Source organism: Soonwooa sp., from assembly GCF_030151385.1.
Lineage (GTDB): Bacteria > Bacteroidota > Bacteroidia > Flavobacteriales > Weeksellaceae > Soonwooa.
Genome location: NZ_JASLDS010000070.1, coordinates 1 through 16,577 on the forward strand (window position 1 = coordinate 1; position 16,577 = coordinate 16,577).

17 protein-coding genes are annotated in these 16,577 nt (G+C 35.5%); 11 read left to right on the forward strand and 6 right to left on the reverse strand.

Annotated elements, in window-relative coordinates; translation table 11 throughout:
* From Q1V95_RS13060 to Q1V95_RS13095, 8 genes are all read left to right on the forward strand, one after another.
* Window positions 1–1,540, forward strand: a 1,540-nt coding sequence (locus tag Q1V95_RS13060; RefSeq protein WP_300674775.1) for a DEAD/DEAH box helicase, incomplete at its 5' end; no start/stop codon positions are given.
* Between the two features lie 138 nt (window positions 1,541–1,678).
* Window positions 1,679–2,317, forward strand: a complete 639-nt coding sequence (locus Q1V95_RS13065) for a DUF47 family protein (protein WP_300674778.1) — start codon at window positions 1,679–1,681, stop codon at window positions 2,315–2,317.
* A 27-nt stretch (window positions 2,318–2,344) separates the two neighbouring features.
* Window positions 2,345–3,481, forward strand: a complete 1,137-nt coding sequence (locus Q1V95_RS13070) for an inorganic phosphate transporter (protein ID WP_300674780.1) — start codon at window positions 2,345–2,347, stop codon at window positions 3,479–3,481.
* A gap of 140 nt (window positions 3,482–3,621) precedes the next feature.
* On the forward strand, window positions 3,622–4,593 hold the full coding sequence (locus Q1V95_RS13075; protein ID WP_300674783.1) for a polyprenyl synthetase family protein: 972 nt from the start codon (window positions 3,622–3,624) through the stop codon (window positions 4,591–4,593).
* Between the two features lie 3 nt (window positions 4,594–4,596).
* Window positions 4,597–5,199: a hypothetical protein gene (locus Q1V95_RS13080; protein WP_300674785.1), complete on the forward strand. Its 603-nt coding sequence runs from the start codon at window positions 4,597–4,599 to the stop codon at window positions 5,197–5,199.
* Between the two features lie 61 nt (window positions 5,200–5,260).
* The gene (locus tag Q1V95_RS13085) at window positions 5,261–6,226 is read left to right on the forward strand and encodes a GSCFA domain-containing protein (protein WP_300674788.1); all 966 of its coding nucleotides are present in this window, start codon (window positions 5,261–5,263) and stop codon (window positions 6,224–6,226) included.
* A 137-nt stretch (window positions 6,227–6,363) separates the two neighbouring features.
* The gene (locus tag Q1V95_RS13090; RefSeq protein ID WP_300674790.1) at window positions 6,364–7,137 is read left to right on the forward strand and encodes a TatD family hydrolase; all 774 of its coding nucleotides are present in this window, start codon (window positions 6,364–6,366) and stop codon (window positions 7,135–7,137) included.
* Complete coding sequence (locus Q1V95_RS13095; RefSeq protein ID WP_300674793.1) at window positions 7,137–8,267, forward strand: 1-acyl-sn-glycerol-3-phosphate acyltransferase; 1,131 nt, start codon at window positions 7,137–7,139, stop codon at window positions 8,265–8,267. The genes Q1V95_RS13090 and Q1V95_RS13095 overlap by 1 nt, the downstream gene beginning before the upstream one ends.
* A 34-nt stretch (window positions 8,268–8,301) precedes the next feature.
* Here the strand turns inward: Q1V95_RS13095 and Q1V95_RS13100 are convergent, their stop codons facing one another.
* From Q1V95_RS13100 to Q1V95_RS13125, 6 genes are all read right to left on the reverse strand, one after another.
* Window positions 8,302–9,585 carry a DEAD/DEAH box helicase gene (locus Q1V95_RS13100; protein WP_300674796.1) on the reverse strand — a complete coding sequence of 428 codons (1,284 nt, stop codon included), beginning with the start codon at window positions 9,583–9,585 and terminating at the stop codon, window positions 8,302–8,304.
* An 83-nt stretch (window positions 9,586–9,668) separates the two neighbouring features.
* Window positions 9,669–10,157 carry a DUF6438 domain-containing protein gene (locus Q1V95_RS13105; protein ID WP_300674799.1) on the reverse strand — a complete coding sequence of 163 codons (489 nt, stop codon included), beginning with the start codon at window positions 10,155–10,157 and terminating at the stop codon, window positions 9,669–9,671.
* 44 nt (window positions 10,158–10,201) lie between these two features.
* A complete protein-coding gene (locus Q1V95_RS13110; protein ID WP_300674802.1) occupies window positions 10,202–10,810 on the reverse strand; it encodes a porin family protein in 609 nt (202 codons plus the stop codon).
* A gap of 20 nt (window positions 10,811–10,830) precedes the next feature.
* Window positions 10,831–11,814, reverse strand: a complete 984-nt coding sequence (gene obgE, locus Q1V95_RS13115; protein WP_300674805.1) for a GTPase ObgE — start codon at window positions 11,812–11,814, stop codon at window positions 10,831–10,833.
* 98 nt (window positions 11,815–11,912) lie between these two features.
* A complete protein-coding gene (locus Q1V95_RS13120; protein ID WP_300674808.1) occupies window positions 11,913–12,494 on the reverse strand; it encodes an adenylate kinase in 582 nt (193 codons plus the stop codon).
* A gap of 47 nt (window positions 12,495–12,541) precedes the next feature.
* Window positions 12,542–13,096: a phosphoribosyltransferase family protein gene (locus tag Q1V95_RS13125; RefSeq protein WP_079666245.1), complete on the reverse strand. Its 555-nt coding sequence runs from the start codon at window positions 13,094–13,096 to the stop codon at window positions 12,542–12,544.
* Window positions 13,097–13,231: 135 nt separating this feature from the next.
* Between Q1V95_RS13125 and Q1V95_RS13130 the strand changes: the two genes are divergently transcribed.
* The 3 genes from Q1V95_RS13130 to hisD all read left to right on the forward strand — a co-directional run bounded on the left by Q1V95_RS13130 (window position 13,232) and on the right by hisD (window position 16,573).
* On the forward strand, window positions 13,232–14,125 hold the full coding sequence (locus Q1V95_RS13130; RefSeq protein ID WP_300674814.1) for a T9SS type A sorting domain-containing protein: 894 nt from the start codon (window positions 13,232–13,234) through the stop codon (window positions 14,123–14,125).
* 287 nt (window positions 14,126–14,412) lie between these two features.
* Complete coding sequence (hisG, locus tag Q1V95_RS13135) at window positions 14,413–15,270, forward strand: ATP phosphoribosyltransferase (protein WP_300674816.1); 858 nt, start codon at window positions 14,413–14,415, stop codon at window positions 15,268–15,270.
* A gap of 10 nt (window positions 15,271–15,280) precedes the next feature.
* On the forward strand, window positions 15,281–16,573 hold the full coding sequence (hisD, locus tag Q1V95_RS13140) for a histidinol dehydrogenase (RefSeq protein WP_300674819.1): 1,293 nt from the start codon (window positions 15,281–15,283) through the stop codon (window positions 16,571–16,573).
* Window positions 16,574–16,577: the final 4 nt, after the last annotated feature.

Below are 16,577 nucleotides of genomic sequence, written 5' to 3' on the forward strand. Positions count from 1 at the left end.
AACAGCAGCGTTTTCGCTTCCGATTTTGGATATGATTGACGAAACGAGTCGCAAAATCCAATTTTTGGTGCTTTGTCCGACGCGAGAATTATGTCTTCAAATTACGAAAGACATAAAAAACTACACCAAGTATTTACCAAATATCAAAACAACTGCGGTATATGGTGGTAGTAGTATTATGGAGCAAATCCGTTCTTTAAGAGATAAACCACAAATTATTGTGGGAACTCCAGGACGTGTTATCGACCTTATTAACAGAAAAGCTTTAGACTTCTCTAGCATCCATTGGTTGGTGTTGGATGAGGCTGACGAAATGTTGTCTATGGGTTTTAAAGATGATTTGGAAACAATTATCAGCGAAACACCAGAAACAAAACAAACTTTCTTGTTCTCTGCTACGATGAACAAAGAAGTTGAAAGAATTTCTAAAAACTATTTAACGAATCCACATCGTATTTCGGTAGGTTCTATTAACGAAGTTAAAAAGAACATCAAACACGAATATTTTGTAGTAGGTTACCGTCAAAAGAAAGAAGCGCTAAAGCGTATGATTGATGCTAACCCTAACCAATATTCGATTATTTTCTGCCGTACAAGAATGGAAACACAAGAGGTTGCAGACTTCTTGATGCAAAATGGTTACGCAGCAGATGCTCTTCATGGTGACTTATCACAAGCGCAACGTGATACAGTTATGAAGAAATTCCGTTTGAAAAATATCGATATTCTTGTGGCAACAGACGTTGCAGCAAGAGGTTTGGATGTTGACTCTTTAACGCATGTTATCCATTTCTCATTACCAGATGATCCAGAAGTATTTGTACACAGAAGTGGTCGTACAGGACGTGCTGGGAAAGATGGTATTTCTTTAGCTTTGATTAAACCTGAAGAAAGTAGAAAGCTTAAACAAATTAAAGCTTCTACAAAAATCGAAATCAATGAAGGGAAAATCCCAACAGGTGACGATATTATGAAAGCACAAGTTAATGGTGTTTTCGAAAAATTGTTAAGCGAAGAAGGTGCAGAAGATGTATTTACATTTGATGATGCATTGATTCCTGATTTGTCTCAATTTTCAAAAGAAGAGTTGGTGCACAAGTTACTTCAATTCCAATTGAAAGAATTAGGAACTTACTACAAAGACAGAAATGACTTGGTGGAAGCTAAATTCAATGGAGGAGATGACAGAGGAAGTCGTCGCGAGAGAGGAAGAGAGCGTGAGAGAAGAGGCGAACCTCGTGAAAGAAGAGAAGGTGGACGTGATGGTGGAAGAGACCGTAAGTCTAGACGTAATTCTGAAAACATGGTGAGATTTTTCTTTAACTTAGGAAAAAGAGACCAATTGAAGAAAATGGACATGTTGGAGATTCTTAACAAAGCAACTTCGAAGTCTAAAAAACGTGCAGATATTGGCGATATCGAGATTCTTGAGAAATTCTCATTCTTCGAAATCGAAAAATCTTTCAAAGATGAAGTTCTTAGAGGGCTTGAAACTCAGAAATTTAAAGGAAAAGATATGCGTGCGGAAGTCGCTAACTAATCCTCGTAAAATACTAGTAAAGACCTACATCCAGCGATGTAGGTTTTTTTATTTGTTAATGATTTATTAACATTGGCTTATTATTGAGGTTATGCTTATTTTGGATATTTGTGGATTCAAAATATAAAATAATATAAAATGGGAATTGGGAATATTTTCAGAGCATTCCAGCCGAAAGACAAGATTTTTTTTGATTTGTTCGAGAAGGTGACAGACACATTGGTGGATATGTCAAAGACTTTTCATGAAGGATTGTTGGAGTTTGATGTCAATGATGAGTCAATGCTTAACCAAATGAGTGACTATGAGCACAAGATGGATGATTTGACACATGAAGTTTTTGTACAATTGGGTGAAAACTTTATCACACCATTTGACAGAGAAGACATCAGTCAATTAGCTGCTGGACTAGACGATATCGCAGATTATATCTATGCTTCTGCAAAGTACATCTACCTTTACAAAACGCCTGAAAATAAAGTATATTCTGAGTTTTCATTATTGATTCACAAATCTTGTGTTGAGTTGAGAAGAGCTATCGAGAATCTTAAAGATTTCAAAAACCCTAACGAGGTTAAAGAATCTTGTATTAAGATTAACTCTTACGAAAATATTGCTGACGATGTATTAAGTCAAGCAACTGTTAAGCTTTTCGAGACTAATGATGCGATACTTATCATCAAACAAAAATCTATTCTTGATTATCTTGAAATAGTAACGGACAAAGCTGAAGATGTTGCTAACATCATGGAAAGTATTGTTATTAAATACGCTTAAGTCTATTCATTAACCAAATAATTACGAATGGATTTTCCAGTTTTACTAATTGTCATTATTGCGTTAGCGTTAATATTTGACTATATCAATGGTTTTCACGATGCCGCAAACTCTATTGCGACAATTGTGTCAACTAAGGTTTTAACACCTTTCCAAGCAGTTTTATGGGCTGCACTTTGGAACTTTGCAGCTTTCTTTATCGCAGCTTATGTTATCGGCGAGTTCAAAATTGGTAACACGATTGCCAAAACCGTCAACGAAAGTTATATTAACCTAGAAGTAATCTTTGCGGGTCTTATTGCAGCGATTGCATGGAACTTGCTGACGTGGTGGTTTGGTATTCCGTCATCATCGTCACATACCTTGATTGGAGGTTTCATCGGAGCTGCTTTGATGCATGCTTTGTGTTTAGATTATCAAGCGCTTAGTACTGCTCATCCAGATGCAGGATTTTTTCATAATTTATTAGAAGCTTTCAAGCAACTCTTTACACAAGATGTTGTTAAGTTTAAAGTCGTTATTCCAATTTTCTTGTTCATCTTTATGGCGCCATTAATTGGTATGGTGATTTCGATTATTATCACGTTGATTATTATTCAGCTTTATAAAAGATCGAATCCACACAAGGCAGAAAGGCAATTCAAAAAAATGCAGTTGGTGTCTTCGGCATTATTTAGTTTAGGTCACGGGCTTAACGATGCTCAAAAAGTTATGGGTATTATTGGTGCAGCCGTTATCTATTACCATGTTAATATGTTGGGAGATCAATACGCATTGATGAAACCTGCTGTAAGATTTGACTTCTTTACACAGCATTATATTTGGGTGCCTTTGGTGTCTTTCATCGCAATCGCATTGGGAACAATGAGCGGTGGTTGGAAGATTATCAAAACAATGGGTACCAGAATTACAAAAGTGACGCCTTTGGAAGGTGTAGCTGCTGAGACGGCAGGTGCGATTACATTATTCATTACAGATCACTTTGGTATTCCAGTTTCTACAACTCATACTGTAACAGGATCTATCATTGGTGTAGGTTTGACCAAAAGAGTTTCTGCAGTAAGATGGGGTGTTACAGTAAGTCTATTGTGGGCTTGGGTGTTAACAATTCCTATTAGTGCTATTGTTGCTGGAATTACATATCTTATTGTAATGGCTTTCTAAGTTTTAGAAAACTTTAAATTAAAATATAAACTTTGTCTTCGTAAGTCGACAAAGTTTTTTGTTTTATAGGCTTTTAGAGCTGTAGAAGATTTACTTAAACCGTTTTAAAATTGTATTTTTGTGTAAAATTATTTCGGTCTATGAATTTTTTAGATAAATATCAGAATATTGTTTCTGAAGCAGTTGAAAAACACCAATTTAAAGAAGATCCAGCAGAACTATATGCACCAATGAACTACATTATGGCGCACGGTGGCAAAAGAATGCGACCAATTATGGTGTTGATGGCTTGCGAATTATTCGGTGGTAATTTAGAAAATGCTTTGAAGCCTGCTTTGGCGATTGAGTATTTCCACAACTTTACACTAATTCATGACGATATTATGGACGAGGCGCCGCTTCGTCGTAACAAACCAACGATTCATACTTTGTATGGACTTAACATTGGTATTCTTTCGGGAGATAATTTGCTGTTCAAGGCTTATCAGTATTTTCTAGATTTGGAGCCTATACTTTTCAAAAAGTGTTTGAAGATATTTACAGATACTGGAATTGTCGTTTGCGAAGGTCAGCAGTTGGATGTTAACTTCGAAAGCATGAACGATGTTAGCCATGATGATTATATTAAAATGATTACTTACAAAACGGGATCTCTTAGTGCAGCATCTTTACAGATTGGTGCGCTGATTGCAGGAGCAAGTGATGAAGAGTCAGATTTGCTTTATAATTTTGGTAAACATTTAGGAATCGCATTCCAAATTATGGACGACTATTTGGATGTCTATGGCGACCAAGCTGCGGTTGGAAAAAAACATGCTGGCGATATCTACGAAAACAAAAAAACAATTCTTTATCTAACGGCTTTGGAAAATGCTAATGATGATGAGCGTAAAGAGTTGGATTATTGGTACAGTAAAAAGACCGACAATGTTGATAAAATCTATGGTGTCGAAAAGATTTTTCGTATGACGAAGGTTGAAGAAAAAGTGCTTCGTTTGGTACATCAACACAGCGAAATCGCTTTAGAATATTTGGCTAAAATTGACGTTCCTGTGGAGAATAAAAAACCGCTTTTGGAACTTGCAGAATATCTATTAAGAAGAGAAAAATAAATCATGATTTTAGGACATTATATTATTAAAAAATATAGAAGTCTTAACGGACAAGGTCTAGGAACTAGATTTATTATCGTTGGTATCCCTCTAATACCAATACAAAGCTTTTACTTTCTTGATAAGAAGAAAAGTTTTGAAGTTGATTTGTATTGGAGACAGGTCGTTAAAATCTATATGATAATGATATCGATTATTATATTGTGTTTTATGTTTGGAAGTAATGCAGGCTATTATAGTAATCATAATACTTTCAAAGTGAAAGTGGGATTATTAGTATTGGTTAATGTTTTAGTTCTATATTTTTTAGATTTTTATCCAAAGAAAGATAAACAAATAAGGCTTCTACTAGAGGATGCTGTTGGTATTAATGCTCTTCCTAAATTTTTAGGTCACGAAATGGCTTACAATATTCAAAAAGGCTTTATTCAAAGTTTTGGTGGAAATTGGAAAGATAAAATATTAAGTAAAGAATATAGTTTGGGTGAAGTTCCCTTACTGTTTTCAATAGCTGTGTACGAGCAGTATTTATTTAAAAGTGAAAAGAATCAGAAAATGGTTGATTTACTTTTTAATGAATATAGTAAGATCAAAAACTTAAATTAAATCGAGGTTTCATTAATTCATTTACTATTTAGAAAAATAAATTTTAATTTTTATTAAATTCATGATTTTCAGAACAGAAGTTGACATCAATGCCGTTGAAGAAAAAATCCAAATCGAAGATTCTATCTTTTCGATAGGTTCGTGTTTTGCCTCGGAGATTAGTACCAAATTGGCAGATGGACAGCTCAAAACTTTCCACAATCCGTTTGGGACTTTGTTCAATCCGTTTGCGATTAACCGTGCATTTCAGAAGATTTACGCAGGGAAAGATTATACCGAGGCAGACCTTATTCTGGCTAATGATTTGTTTATTAGCTTGGATCATCATTCGTCGTTTGACTCTCGTTTTTCGCACAAAACTTTGGAGCAGATCAACACGAAATTGCAGACGGCTAATGACTTTTTGCAAACGACAAAATGGGTTGTTATCACTTATGGAACGTCCTATATTTACGAGTTTTTGCCAAAAAATAAAATCGCAGCCAATTGTCACAAAATCCCACAAAAATTCTTTAATAAAAGATTTTTGAAACACGAAGAATTGTGTCAAAATATTGCCGAAACTATAGAATGCATCAAGGATATTTGCCCAGATGATGTTCAGGTTTTGTTCAGCTTGTCACCCGTTCGTCACACCAAAGACGGAATGACCGAAAACAGCTTGAGCAAAGCAAAATTGATGACAGCAATCCACGAGGTTGTGCCCAATTATAACAACTGTCATTATTTGCCGATTTATGAAATTTTGATGGACGATTTGCGCGATTATCGTTTTTACAAAGACGATATGTTGCACCCAAATTCGCAGGCGGTTCAATATGTTTGGGAGAAATTTGGACAAGCTTTTTTTGCCGATGAAACAAAGCTTTTCATCAACGAAAATAACAAAATTCAGTCCGCGCTTCAACACAAATCTTCGGATGAGGAAAGTCCAAAACATCAAAAGTTTTTAGAAACTTTAAAACAGAAAATCCAAGATCAGCGTCAAAAAGTTAAACATTCGATTTTCTCGGATTTAGATTTTTAGGGCAGCTATTTCCGCCGGAGCCTGTACTGAGCTTGTCGAAGTGCTCCCGCTATTGATTTACGAATTACGAATTAGGAATTACGAATTGTTTTCGCTAAGCAACTAAAAACTAACAACCGCCAACCAACAACAAAAAAATGATTGATACACATACACATTTATATTCAGAACAATTCGATGAAGATAGAGCCGCGATGATTGATCGTGCCGTGGACAAAGGTGTTGAGCAATTTTTGTTGCCTGCTATCGACTCCGAAACGCACGAAAAAATGTTGCGGTTAGAAGCTGACTATCCTGAGCAAATGTATGCGATGATGGGACTTCATCCTTGTTCTGTACAACCAGAATCTTTGGAAAAAGAACTCGAAATCGTAAAAAACTATATCGATCAAAGAGATTTTGTTGCCATTGGAGAAATCGGAATTGATCTTTATTGGGATAAGTCCACTTTGGATATTCAAATAAAGGCATTTGAACAACAAATCGACTGGGCAATAGAAAAAGATTGGCCAATTGTGATCCATACACGCGAAAGCTTTGACGAAACTTTTGAAGTTCTAGACCGGAAAAAGCATCCCAAACTTCGAGGGATTTTCCATTGTTTTTCAGGCGATTTGGAGCATGCAAAACGTGCTATAGATTTAGGATTTATCCTTGGTATTGGTGGTGTTGTTACTTTTAAAAATGGAAAAATTGACCAATTCCTTAACGAAATTCCGTTGGACAAAATCGTTTTGGAAACAGATTCACCTTATCTTGCACCTGTACCATTTCGTGGAAAACGAAACGAAAGTGCATATGTAGCCTTGGTTGCTGGGAAGTTGGTGGATGTATATGGCGTTTCATTTGATGAGATTAATCAAAAAACAACAGAAAACGCGCTTAGAATGTTCAATCTAAAAAAAGATTAATGCAAAGCATATTTGAAAATATAAGATTTTATAATCCTGAAGAAGTGCAAAGCGCCTTGCTCTCGATGCAAAAACATCCGATGATGCAAGCTTTGTTGCGTTTCACATTTCCTCAAAAATCTGAGGAAGAAATTTCTTCGGTTCTAAAATCAATTAACAGTATAGAAGATTTTCAGTCAAAAGTCATTCGTTTTTGTATTCAGAATATATTATCGCAATCCTCGGAGGGATTAAAGGTTTCAGGTTTAGAAAATCTTGATAAATCTAAAACTTATCTTTTTATATCCAATCACCGTGATATTGTATTGGATACGAGTTTGCTTAATTTGGCGTTGTTGGAAAATGACTTTCAATTAACCGCTTCGGCGATTGGCGATAACTTGGTGCAACGCGATATTTTCATGGTTTTAGCAAGGCTGAATCGTAACTTTTTGGTGAGTCGAGATGTGTCGCCAAGAGAACTTCTTAAGAGCAGTCAAATGTTGTCAGAATACATTAAGTATTTGGTTTTGGAAAGTCATCAAAATGTTTGGATTGCCCAACGCGAAGGCCGCACCAAAGACGGAAATGATAATACGCATCCAGGTGTTCTGAAGATGTTGGCAATGGCAAATGGCAAAAATGATGTTTGCGATTATTTCGAAAAGCTTAATCTTTTGCCTGTAAGTATTTCCTATGAATTTGATCCAACTGACAAGCTGAAAACGGTTAAAGCGCATCAATCCAAAGATATTCCGAAAGATAAAAATGAGGATTTTAATAATGTGATGGCGGGTGTGTTAGGACAGAAGAAACATATTCATATTCATTTTGGGAAAACGATGGAAACTGACTATTCTCGAATTAAAGCAGAATCCGAAAACGCAAACCAAGAAATTCAAAATCTTGCAAAGGCAGTTGACAAGCAAATAATTGGAAATTATCACTTGTTCCCGACCAATTTTATTGCTTATGATGTTCTTACAAAAGGTAATCGTTTTAGTGGTCGCTATTCGGAGAGTGAACGTGATTTTTTCGTGCGCCGTTTAGAACTTAATATTGATAAAAATCAAGAATCTTTCCTGAACCACTATTTAGGAATGTACGCAAATCCGGTAAAAAATAAATTGGATTTGGGTTTAGAAATATAAAAAAGGAAGCAAATTTTGCTTCCTTTTTTGTAGCTTACTTCTTTCTAGTAAAATTACTCTTGTTATTTGGCTTTTTGTAAGATAATCCGCTGCGTTGTTCAGATTTGGATTGTTTGTTAGCAGCAGGTCTTGGTGGTCTAGCAGCCATTGGCTTGTTGTTGCTATCACGTTTTTGCTCAACCAAATTATCGGTGTGGAAAGGATGATTCTTCTCAACCGGAATTTTTTTACCAATCAATTTTTCGGTGTTTCTTAGGTTGACAAGATCCAATCCATCAACAAAAGAAAAAGAGGTTCCTTCGTTGCCCGCACGACCAGTACGACCAATTCTGTGGACGTAAGTTTCGGCAACGTCGGATAATTCGAAGTTCAAAACATATTTTAATTCGTCGATATCAATACCACGTGCTGCAATGTCTGTCGCAACAAGAACACGTGTTTTTTTCGATTTAAAATTGTTAAGCGCATTTTGTCTTTGGTTTTGTGACTTGTTACCGTGGATGGCTTCAGCAGAGATTTTTGAAGATTGCAACTTACGTGCAATTTTGTCTGCGCCATGTTTAGTTCTTGCAAAAACCAAAAGTTGGTCAATCTTTTTATCTTGAAGAATGTGTATTAACAAATCAAGTTTATCATCCTTTTCAACAAGATAAGCACTTTGTTGGATAGTGTCAGCCGTTGACGACACTGGTGTCACTTCGACCTTTACAGGATTGTGCAGAATGCTGTTGGCAAGTGCGCTAATCTCTTTAGGCATCGTCGCTGAGAAGAAAAGCGTTTGTCTTTTTTGAGGAATAAGTTTGATGACTTTTTTAACATCGTGAACAAATCCCATATCCAACATTCTGTCGGCTTCATCCAAAACAAAAATCTCTAAATCTTTGAGACTGATAATTCTTTGGTTGATGAAATCTAGCAATCGTCCTGGTGTTGCAATAAGGATGTCAACCCCTTTTCTAAGACTTGCTTCTTGTGCACCTTGTTTAACACCTCCGAAAATCACCAAAGATTTTAGTGGAAGCGCTTTGCCATAATCTTTGAAGTTTTCTTCAATTTGTATAGCGAGTTCACGCGTTGGCGTAAGGATTAAAGCTTTTATCTTTTTGTTGCTAGGCGAATACCTAGACATTAAATTTTGTAAAATCGGAATCGCAAAAGCTGCGGTTTTTCCTGTTCCTGTTTGGGCACAACCTAAAAAGTCTTGTCCTTTAAGAATGGTTGGAATAGCTTTTTCCTGTATGGGCGTTGGCTTTTCGTATCCTAAAGTTTGGACAGCTTTTGTAATAGGTTCTATTAAATTAAGGTCTGTAAAATTCAAATGAATATATTTATTTTAAAAAAGAAATTCCTTCGCGATGAAGGAATTTTATGTTGCAAAGTTAGGTTAAATAAAATAAAGACTTATTCTACTTTTTTCCAATCTTGATTTTTGCGCAGTTCACGGATAAAATCGTAAACTTCTCTTAGGTTTTTGCTTCCATTGCCGCCGTAATCTTCGATGTTTTTAGATGTTCCATCTTTGTATTTGATGCGAAGAAAACTTGTTGCCATATCTGTGATATTGCGGTCTCCATATTTATTGTTGAGACTTTTGGGATTTAGTTTGTTTAGCAGCGCTGTTAACTTTTTGTAATCCTCCGCTTTTATTGTCGTTTTAAAAGTCCCTTCTCTTGGTTTCGAAAAATCATCTTTTGAAAAATTTTCTCCAAAATTAAAACGTTCTGCTTCGAAAACTGCGGTTCTATCTGCATTAATTGTCATTTTGAAAACGGAGCAAAAACCATAACATGGTGTTGTTTCGAATTCTATCGTCGAATATTTGGATTGGTTTTTCTGTGCTTGACAAGACATTAAAACAACAAATGCAAAAAGACTTAATAAGTATTTCATAATTTTTATTTTCTGAAAAGCTTTCAATTTTCGTTCCAATAATATTATTTGAATCGGTAACCTAAACCAACTTGGAAAAAGCTAGCTTTTATATCGGCGCCTTCTTTATTAATTTTAAAAAAGTTAAAATTATATCGGGCATCAAAAAACAAATTATTTGGTAGCTTATATTCTGTACTTAAAAAAGGAAAAATATTTAATGTGCTAATGTTATCAATTTTTCCATCTTGATAAAATCCGTCATGGAATGAATATTTAACATTTGGATTCAAGTTAATACCGAAATTAAGTCCCGCTGAAACCGAAAAAGGCTCTGCGATATAATACTTCGCTGAAATCGGAATTTGCAATTGTGGTAAATGTACGTTTGCTTTTTGAACGCCCATGTTGATAATTTCGTTTCCGACCATACTCGTTACGTCATAACTGAATTTTCCGCCAAGTTCGGTGTACAAAAGCTCACCTTGTACAGAAAATTTGTCGTTAATTTTGTGTTCAGCAACACCTCCAACATAGAAGTAAGATTTGCTGTCAATATTCTCATCGAGAAGATTAATCGTTGATAAGTTGTAACCTGCTTTTACGCCGAAAGTTGTTTGCGCATAGGAGGTTGCTAAAAATCCTAAAGCAAGAATTGATAGTAGTTTTTTCATAGTTTATTGTGATGTGATTGTTATCCGTGTAGTTTTTTCCAGATGGCGTCTTTTAGCTCCATCAATCCTTCGCCAGTAACACCTGAGAAGAAAATTGGTTTTTTGCCTTCCGGGAATTCAGAAGATATTTCTGCTTTTAATTCGTCATCCAACAAGTCCGCCTTAGAAACCGAAATAATATAATCTTTATCCAAAAGTTCTGGATTGTATTTTTTTAATTCATTTTCTAAAATCTCAAATTCTTTATAATGATTTTCCGAATCTGCAGGGATTAAAAAAAGTAGGATAGAGTTACGCTCGATGTGACGTAAGAAGCGATGACCAAGACCTTTTCCTTCCGCAGCACCTTCGATAATCCCAGGAATATCTGCCATTACAAAGGATTTGTAATTTCTGTAATCCACAATTCCTAAGTTAGGCGTAAGCGTAGTAAACGCGTAGTTAGCAATCTTTGGTTTTGCCGCAGAAACTGAAGCCAACAAGGTCGACTTACCAGCATTTGGAAAACCAACAAGTCCAACATCAGCAAGAATTTTTAGTTCGAAAACAACAAAACCTTCTTCGCCTTCCATACCAGGTTGTGCATATCTCGGTGTTTGATTGGTAGATGATTTGAAGTGCTCGTTACCAAGTCCACCTTTACCACCTTTCATGATGATGATTTCTTGACCATCTTCTAGGATTTCGCCAAGGATTTCGCCATCTTCATTTTTTGCAATGGTGCCGATGGGCACATTGATGTAGATGTCCTCACCAGCTGCACCAGTTAACTGATTTTTAGCACCGTTTTCACCACGACCAGCTTTCACGTGACGTGTGTAACGAAGCGGAAGAAGCGTCCATTCGTGACCGTTACCTTTCATGATGATGTCGCCACCACGACCACCATCGCCACCGTCAGGACCACCTTTGGGAATGTATTTTTCGCGACGAAGATGGGCTGAACCTGCGCCTCCGTGACCTGATGTACAATGAATTTTAACGTAATCTACAAAATTGGACATTTGTTTTCTTTTTTAATTATATATGATAAATTATGAGTTACAAATTTAGAATTAAGTACAAACCTAACTCATAATTTATAACTCATAACTAAAAAAAATTACTTTGTAATTTTTTCAACTTCAGCAAAAAGTTTTTCTGCGATGTCTGATATTTCTCCAATACCATTAACCTCTACATATTTGCCTTGTTGTTTGTATAGTTCTGCAACTTCTGCCGTTTTTGCATAATATTCTTTGATGCGGTTACGGATGATTTCTTCGTTGCTATCGTCAGTTCTTCCACTTGTTTCGCCTCTTTTCAAAAGTCGTTGTACAAGCGTTTCGTCCTCAACTACCAAGGCTAGACAAATCGTGATGTCAGATTTTAGTTCGTCTTTTACAATTTGTTCCAAAGCTTCGGTTTGTTTTGCAGTTCTTGGGAAACCATCAAAAATAAAACCTGCGGCAGTTGTCGGTTTTCTTAGTTCGTCCACCAACATATCAATGGTCACTTGGTCTGGTACTAACTCGCCTTTGTCGATGTAAGATTTCGCAAGTTTTCCTAGTTCTGTTTCATTTTTGATATTGAATCTGAAAAGGTCGCCAGTCGAAACTTGTTTAAGATTAAATTTTTCAATCAAATGTTGCGCTTGCGTTCCTTTTCCGCTTCCCGGAGGACCGAATAATACTAAGTTAATCATTTTTTATTTAGATTTATTTGGAATACGATGCGAGACCGTATAGAAATTTAGTGGTTGATACTTCCGTCTTCTAATTGATAAAGGTCTTTTAGGTTTCTTCCCAACTCATCATAATCCAATCCGTAGCCTAAAACAAATTTGTTAGGGATTTCTTTCCCAACATAATCGATCTTGAATTCTTTTTTGTAAACATCCGGTTTTAGTAACAAAGATGCTACTTTAATCGATTTTGGACGTTGTGTTTCTTTAAAATAAGTGAAAAGATTTTCAATTGTATTACCTGTATCCACAATGTCTTCCATCAAAATAATGTGACGGTCCTTGATGTCTTTTGTTAGCTCCATCTCTTTGAAGACAATCCCCGAAGATTCTGTCCCAACATAAGAACTCATTTTGATAAAACCAAGTTCGCACTCGCCAGGATAAGCTTTGATAAAATCAGAGAAAAACTGAATAACACCACTTAAAACCCCGATGAAAACTGGACGTTCGTCTTTGTATTCTTCATAGACTTCTTTCGCCATTCTATCGACGATTGTTAAGATTTCTTCGTGCTTTAGATAAGGGACAAAGGATTTGTCGTGAACTTTTATACTTTCCATAATTTTTTAAGAAAGCACAAAATTACGCATTTTAATTTATTATTAATAATTAGAAATATGACTTATGTAATAATATTAAAATTTTTGACTCTGTTTGATAACTTTATTTATTTTTGCAGCCCTTTAACTATTAATATGAATAAAAAACTATTTATTTCTACACTTTCGATATTGTTGTTTAGCCAAAGTATTTCGGCACAAGAAACCAAAATCTCTTTTGAAACTTCGGAAGGTTTTACTCTCGGAAACTTTAATGGACAAAAAGGATGGAGCAATTGGGGGTATGTGGACGAGACGCATTCTCAGGTCGTTAACACGATAGCAGCGGACGGCGCAAACTCGGTTGAAGTTACGGCAGATGAGGCGCAAGAAGAGAATTGGGGAGGCATTTTCTACAATGCACCAGCTTATAGAAGAATGTCAATTTCGGCAGACATTTATCTAGATAAGTTAACCTCTGCGGATTACGATATGTTGACGCTTTACAGCATGGATGTTGATGACTACGAGCGTATTGGAGGTTTCTACTATAGTTATAATGCAAGCTTAGAAGTTGGCGATGATACGACAAGCGTTATCAAAACTTGGCAGGCTAAAAAATGGTACAACTTAAAAGTTAACATCGATTTTAACACAAAAAAAATCGAGTATTATCTTGATAATGTTAAACTTACAACCTCGACTTTTAATTCTGAAATTAATTCCATTAAAGAGTTTGATTTTGAGTTCGATAATTATAAATCGGGTTTCAAAGTGGATAATGTTAAAATCCAAAATCTTGATAATCTAGCAACTGCTGAAATTGATAAAAATGTGTTTCAAGTTTATCCAAATCCAAGTTCCGATTTTATAAATATTAAAGGAGTAAAAGATGTAGAGCAGATTTCGATTTTCGATGGCAGCGGAATTTTAATTTATCAATCAAATTCTTTTGCTCCTATTGATGTTAAAGCTTGGAAATCTGGTTTGTATTTAATTAAGATTAAAACTAAAAATACAGAAGTAACGACTAAATTTATTAAGCAATAGTCTTTATAGGATATTTTTAGATTTCAGAAATATTATCTTGTTTGTTTTAAATTTTTAGAAAAATATTTTGCTTGTTAAAAATTATTTATAAATTTGCTTCATCAAAATAACAAAAATGTATAACAATCAATTACATCATTATTATCATCATACTTGCACTCAGGCGAGCTGATAATGATATGTAGTTGACAGAAAATATCAAAATCCCGTTTGAGTAAATCGAACGGGATTTTTTATTTTTAATCGGCAGAATCCGCGATTTACTCAGGCTTTAATTCAATAAAAAAATGAGTAAACTAAAAATTGCCATTCAAAAAAGCGGACGACTTTACGAAGATTCCATCAAGCTTTTGCGCGACTGCGGCATTTCTTACAATGACGGAAAAGACCAACTGAAGGTTTCTGTCGATAATTTTCCGCTTGAGATTTTTTATCTGCGTAACTCCGATATTCCGCAATATGTCGAAGATGGTGTTGTGGACGTTGCAATTGTTGGCGAAAATCTTTTAATCGAAACTTCAAAAAATATTGATGTTGTTGAGCATTTAGGATTTTCGAAGTGTCGTGTATCAATGGCAGTTCCCAAAGATATTGATACAGACGATTTATCTTATTTTAATGCTAAAAAGATTGCAACTTCTTACCCGAATACCCTGCGTCGATTTCTAGACGAGAATAATATTAAGGCCGATATTCACGTCATTTCTGGTTCGGTGGAGATTGCGCCAAATATTGGTCTTGCGGAAGGCATTTGTGATATCGTAAGTTCAGGTTCAACTTTGTTTAAAAACGGACTTCGCGAGACAAAAGTGATTCTAAAATCCGAAGCGGTTTTGGCAAAAAATCAAAATCTTTCAGAAGAAAAAGAAGCGATTTTAGGGAAATTGTTATTTCGAATCCAAGCCGTTCAGAAAGCTAAAAATTCAAAGTATATTTTGCTAAATGTCCCGAATTCTAAGATTGAATCGGTTTCTAAAATCTTGCCCGTTCTTAAAAGTCCGACCGTTATTCCTTTAGCAGAGGAAGGTTGGAGTAGCATACATTCTGTTATTGACGAAAGTCGTTTTTGGGAAGTTATTGACGAGTTGAAGCAAGCTGGTGCGCAGGATATTTTGATTATCCCGATTGATAAAATGGTGATTTAAAATTTCGATTATGATAATTACTAAATATCTTCAGAAAAGCGATTGGAAGAATCTTGTGCAAAGACCAACGCTGGAAAAACAAAACTTAAAATCCCTAATTGCGGAAGTTTTTGACAATGTTTCTACAAATGGAGACGAAGCTTTGAAATTTTTTTCTAAAAAATTTGATAACGTTGATATTGCAGATTTTAAAGTTGCAAGAAAAGAAATTGAAACGGCGAAAAGTTTAATTTCCGAAGATTTGAAAAAAGCGATTCAGCAAGCGAAATCGAATATCGAAATTTTTCATGCGTCGCAAAAAGAATCCATTAATAAAATCGAAACAACTTCTGGTGTGACTTGTTGGCGAGAATCTCGCGGCATCGAGAAGGTTGGAATCTATATTCCTAGCGGAACGGCGCCTTTGTTTTCGACCGTTCTTATGTTAGCAATTCCTGCAAAATTAGCAGGTTGTAAAGAGATTATTTTGTGTTCGCCGCCGGACGAGAAAGGCGAAATTAATCCTGCGATTTTGTACGTGGCGGAACTTTGTGGTGTTACTGAAATTTTTAAAGTTGGTGGTTCGCAAGCGATTGCTGCGATGACTTTTGGGACAGAAACAATTCCTCAAGTTTATAAAATTTTTGGTCCCGGAAATCAGTTTGTAACAACTGCGAAAGAAATGGCGACCGAATTTGGTATTGCTATCGACATGCCTGCTGGTCCTAGCGAAGTTTTGGTAATTGCAGATGAACAAGCGATTCCTGAGTTTTGTGCGGCAGATTTATTATCTCAAGCAGAACACGGCGCTGATAGCCAAGTTGTTTTTATTTCTGATAACGAACGGGTTTTTGAAGATACTTTAAACGAGTTAAAATTACAATTGCAGAATTTACCTCGTAAAGATTTGGCAGAAAAAGCTATTGAAAATAGTCAATTTATTTTGGTTAAAACTTTATCCGAAGCTTTTGAAATTTCTAATTTTTATGCGCCCGAGCATTTGATTTTAGCTGTTGACAATCCAGCGAATTGGACTTCTAAAATTGTTAATGCTGGTTCTGTTTTTCTTGGGAATTATTCTTGCGAAAGTGCTGGTGATTATGCTTCTGGAACCAATCATACCTTGCCAACCAATTCGTTTGCTAGAAGCTATTCTGGCGTTTCTTTAGATTCTTTTTTAAAGAAAATTACTTTTCAAAATATTACAAAACAAGGTATTCAAAACCTTGGAAAAACCATCGAAGTTATGGCGGAAGCAGAAGGTCTTTTTGCACACAAAAATGCGGTAACACTTCGATTAAATCAAATTAATCAAAACAAATAAACTT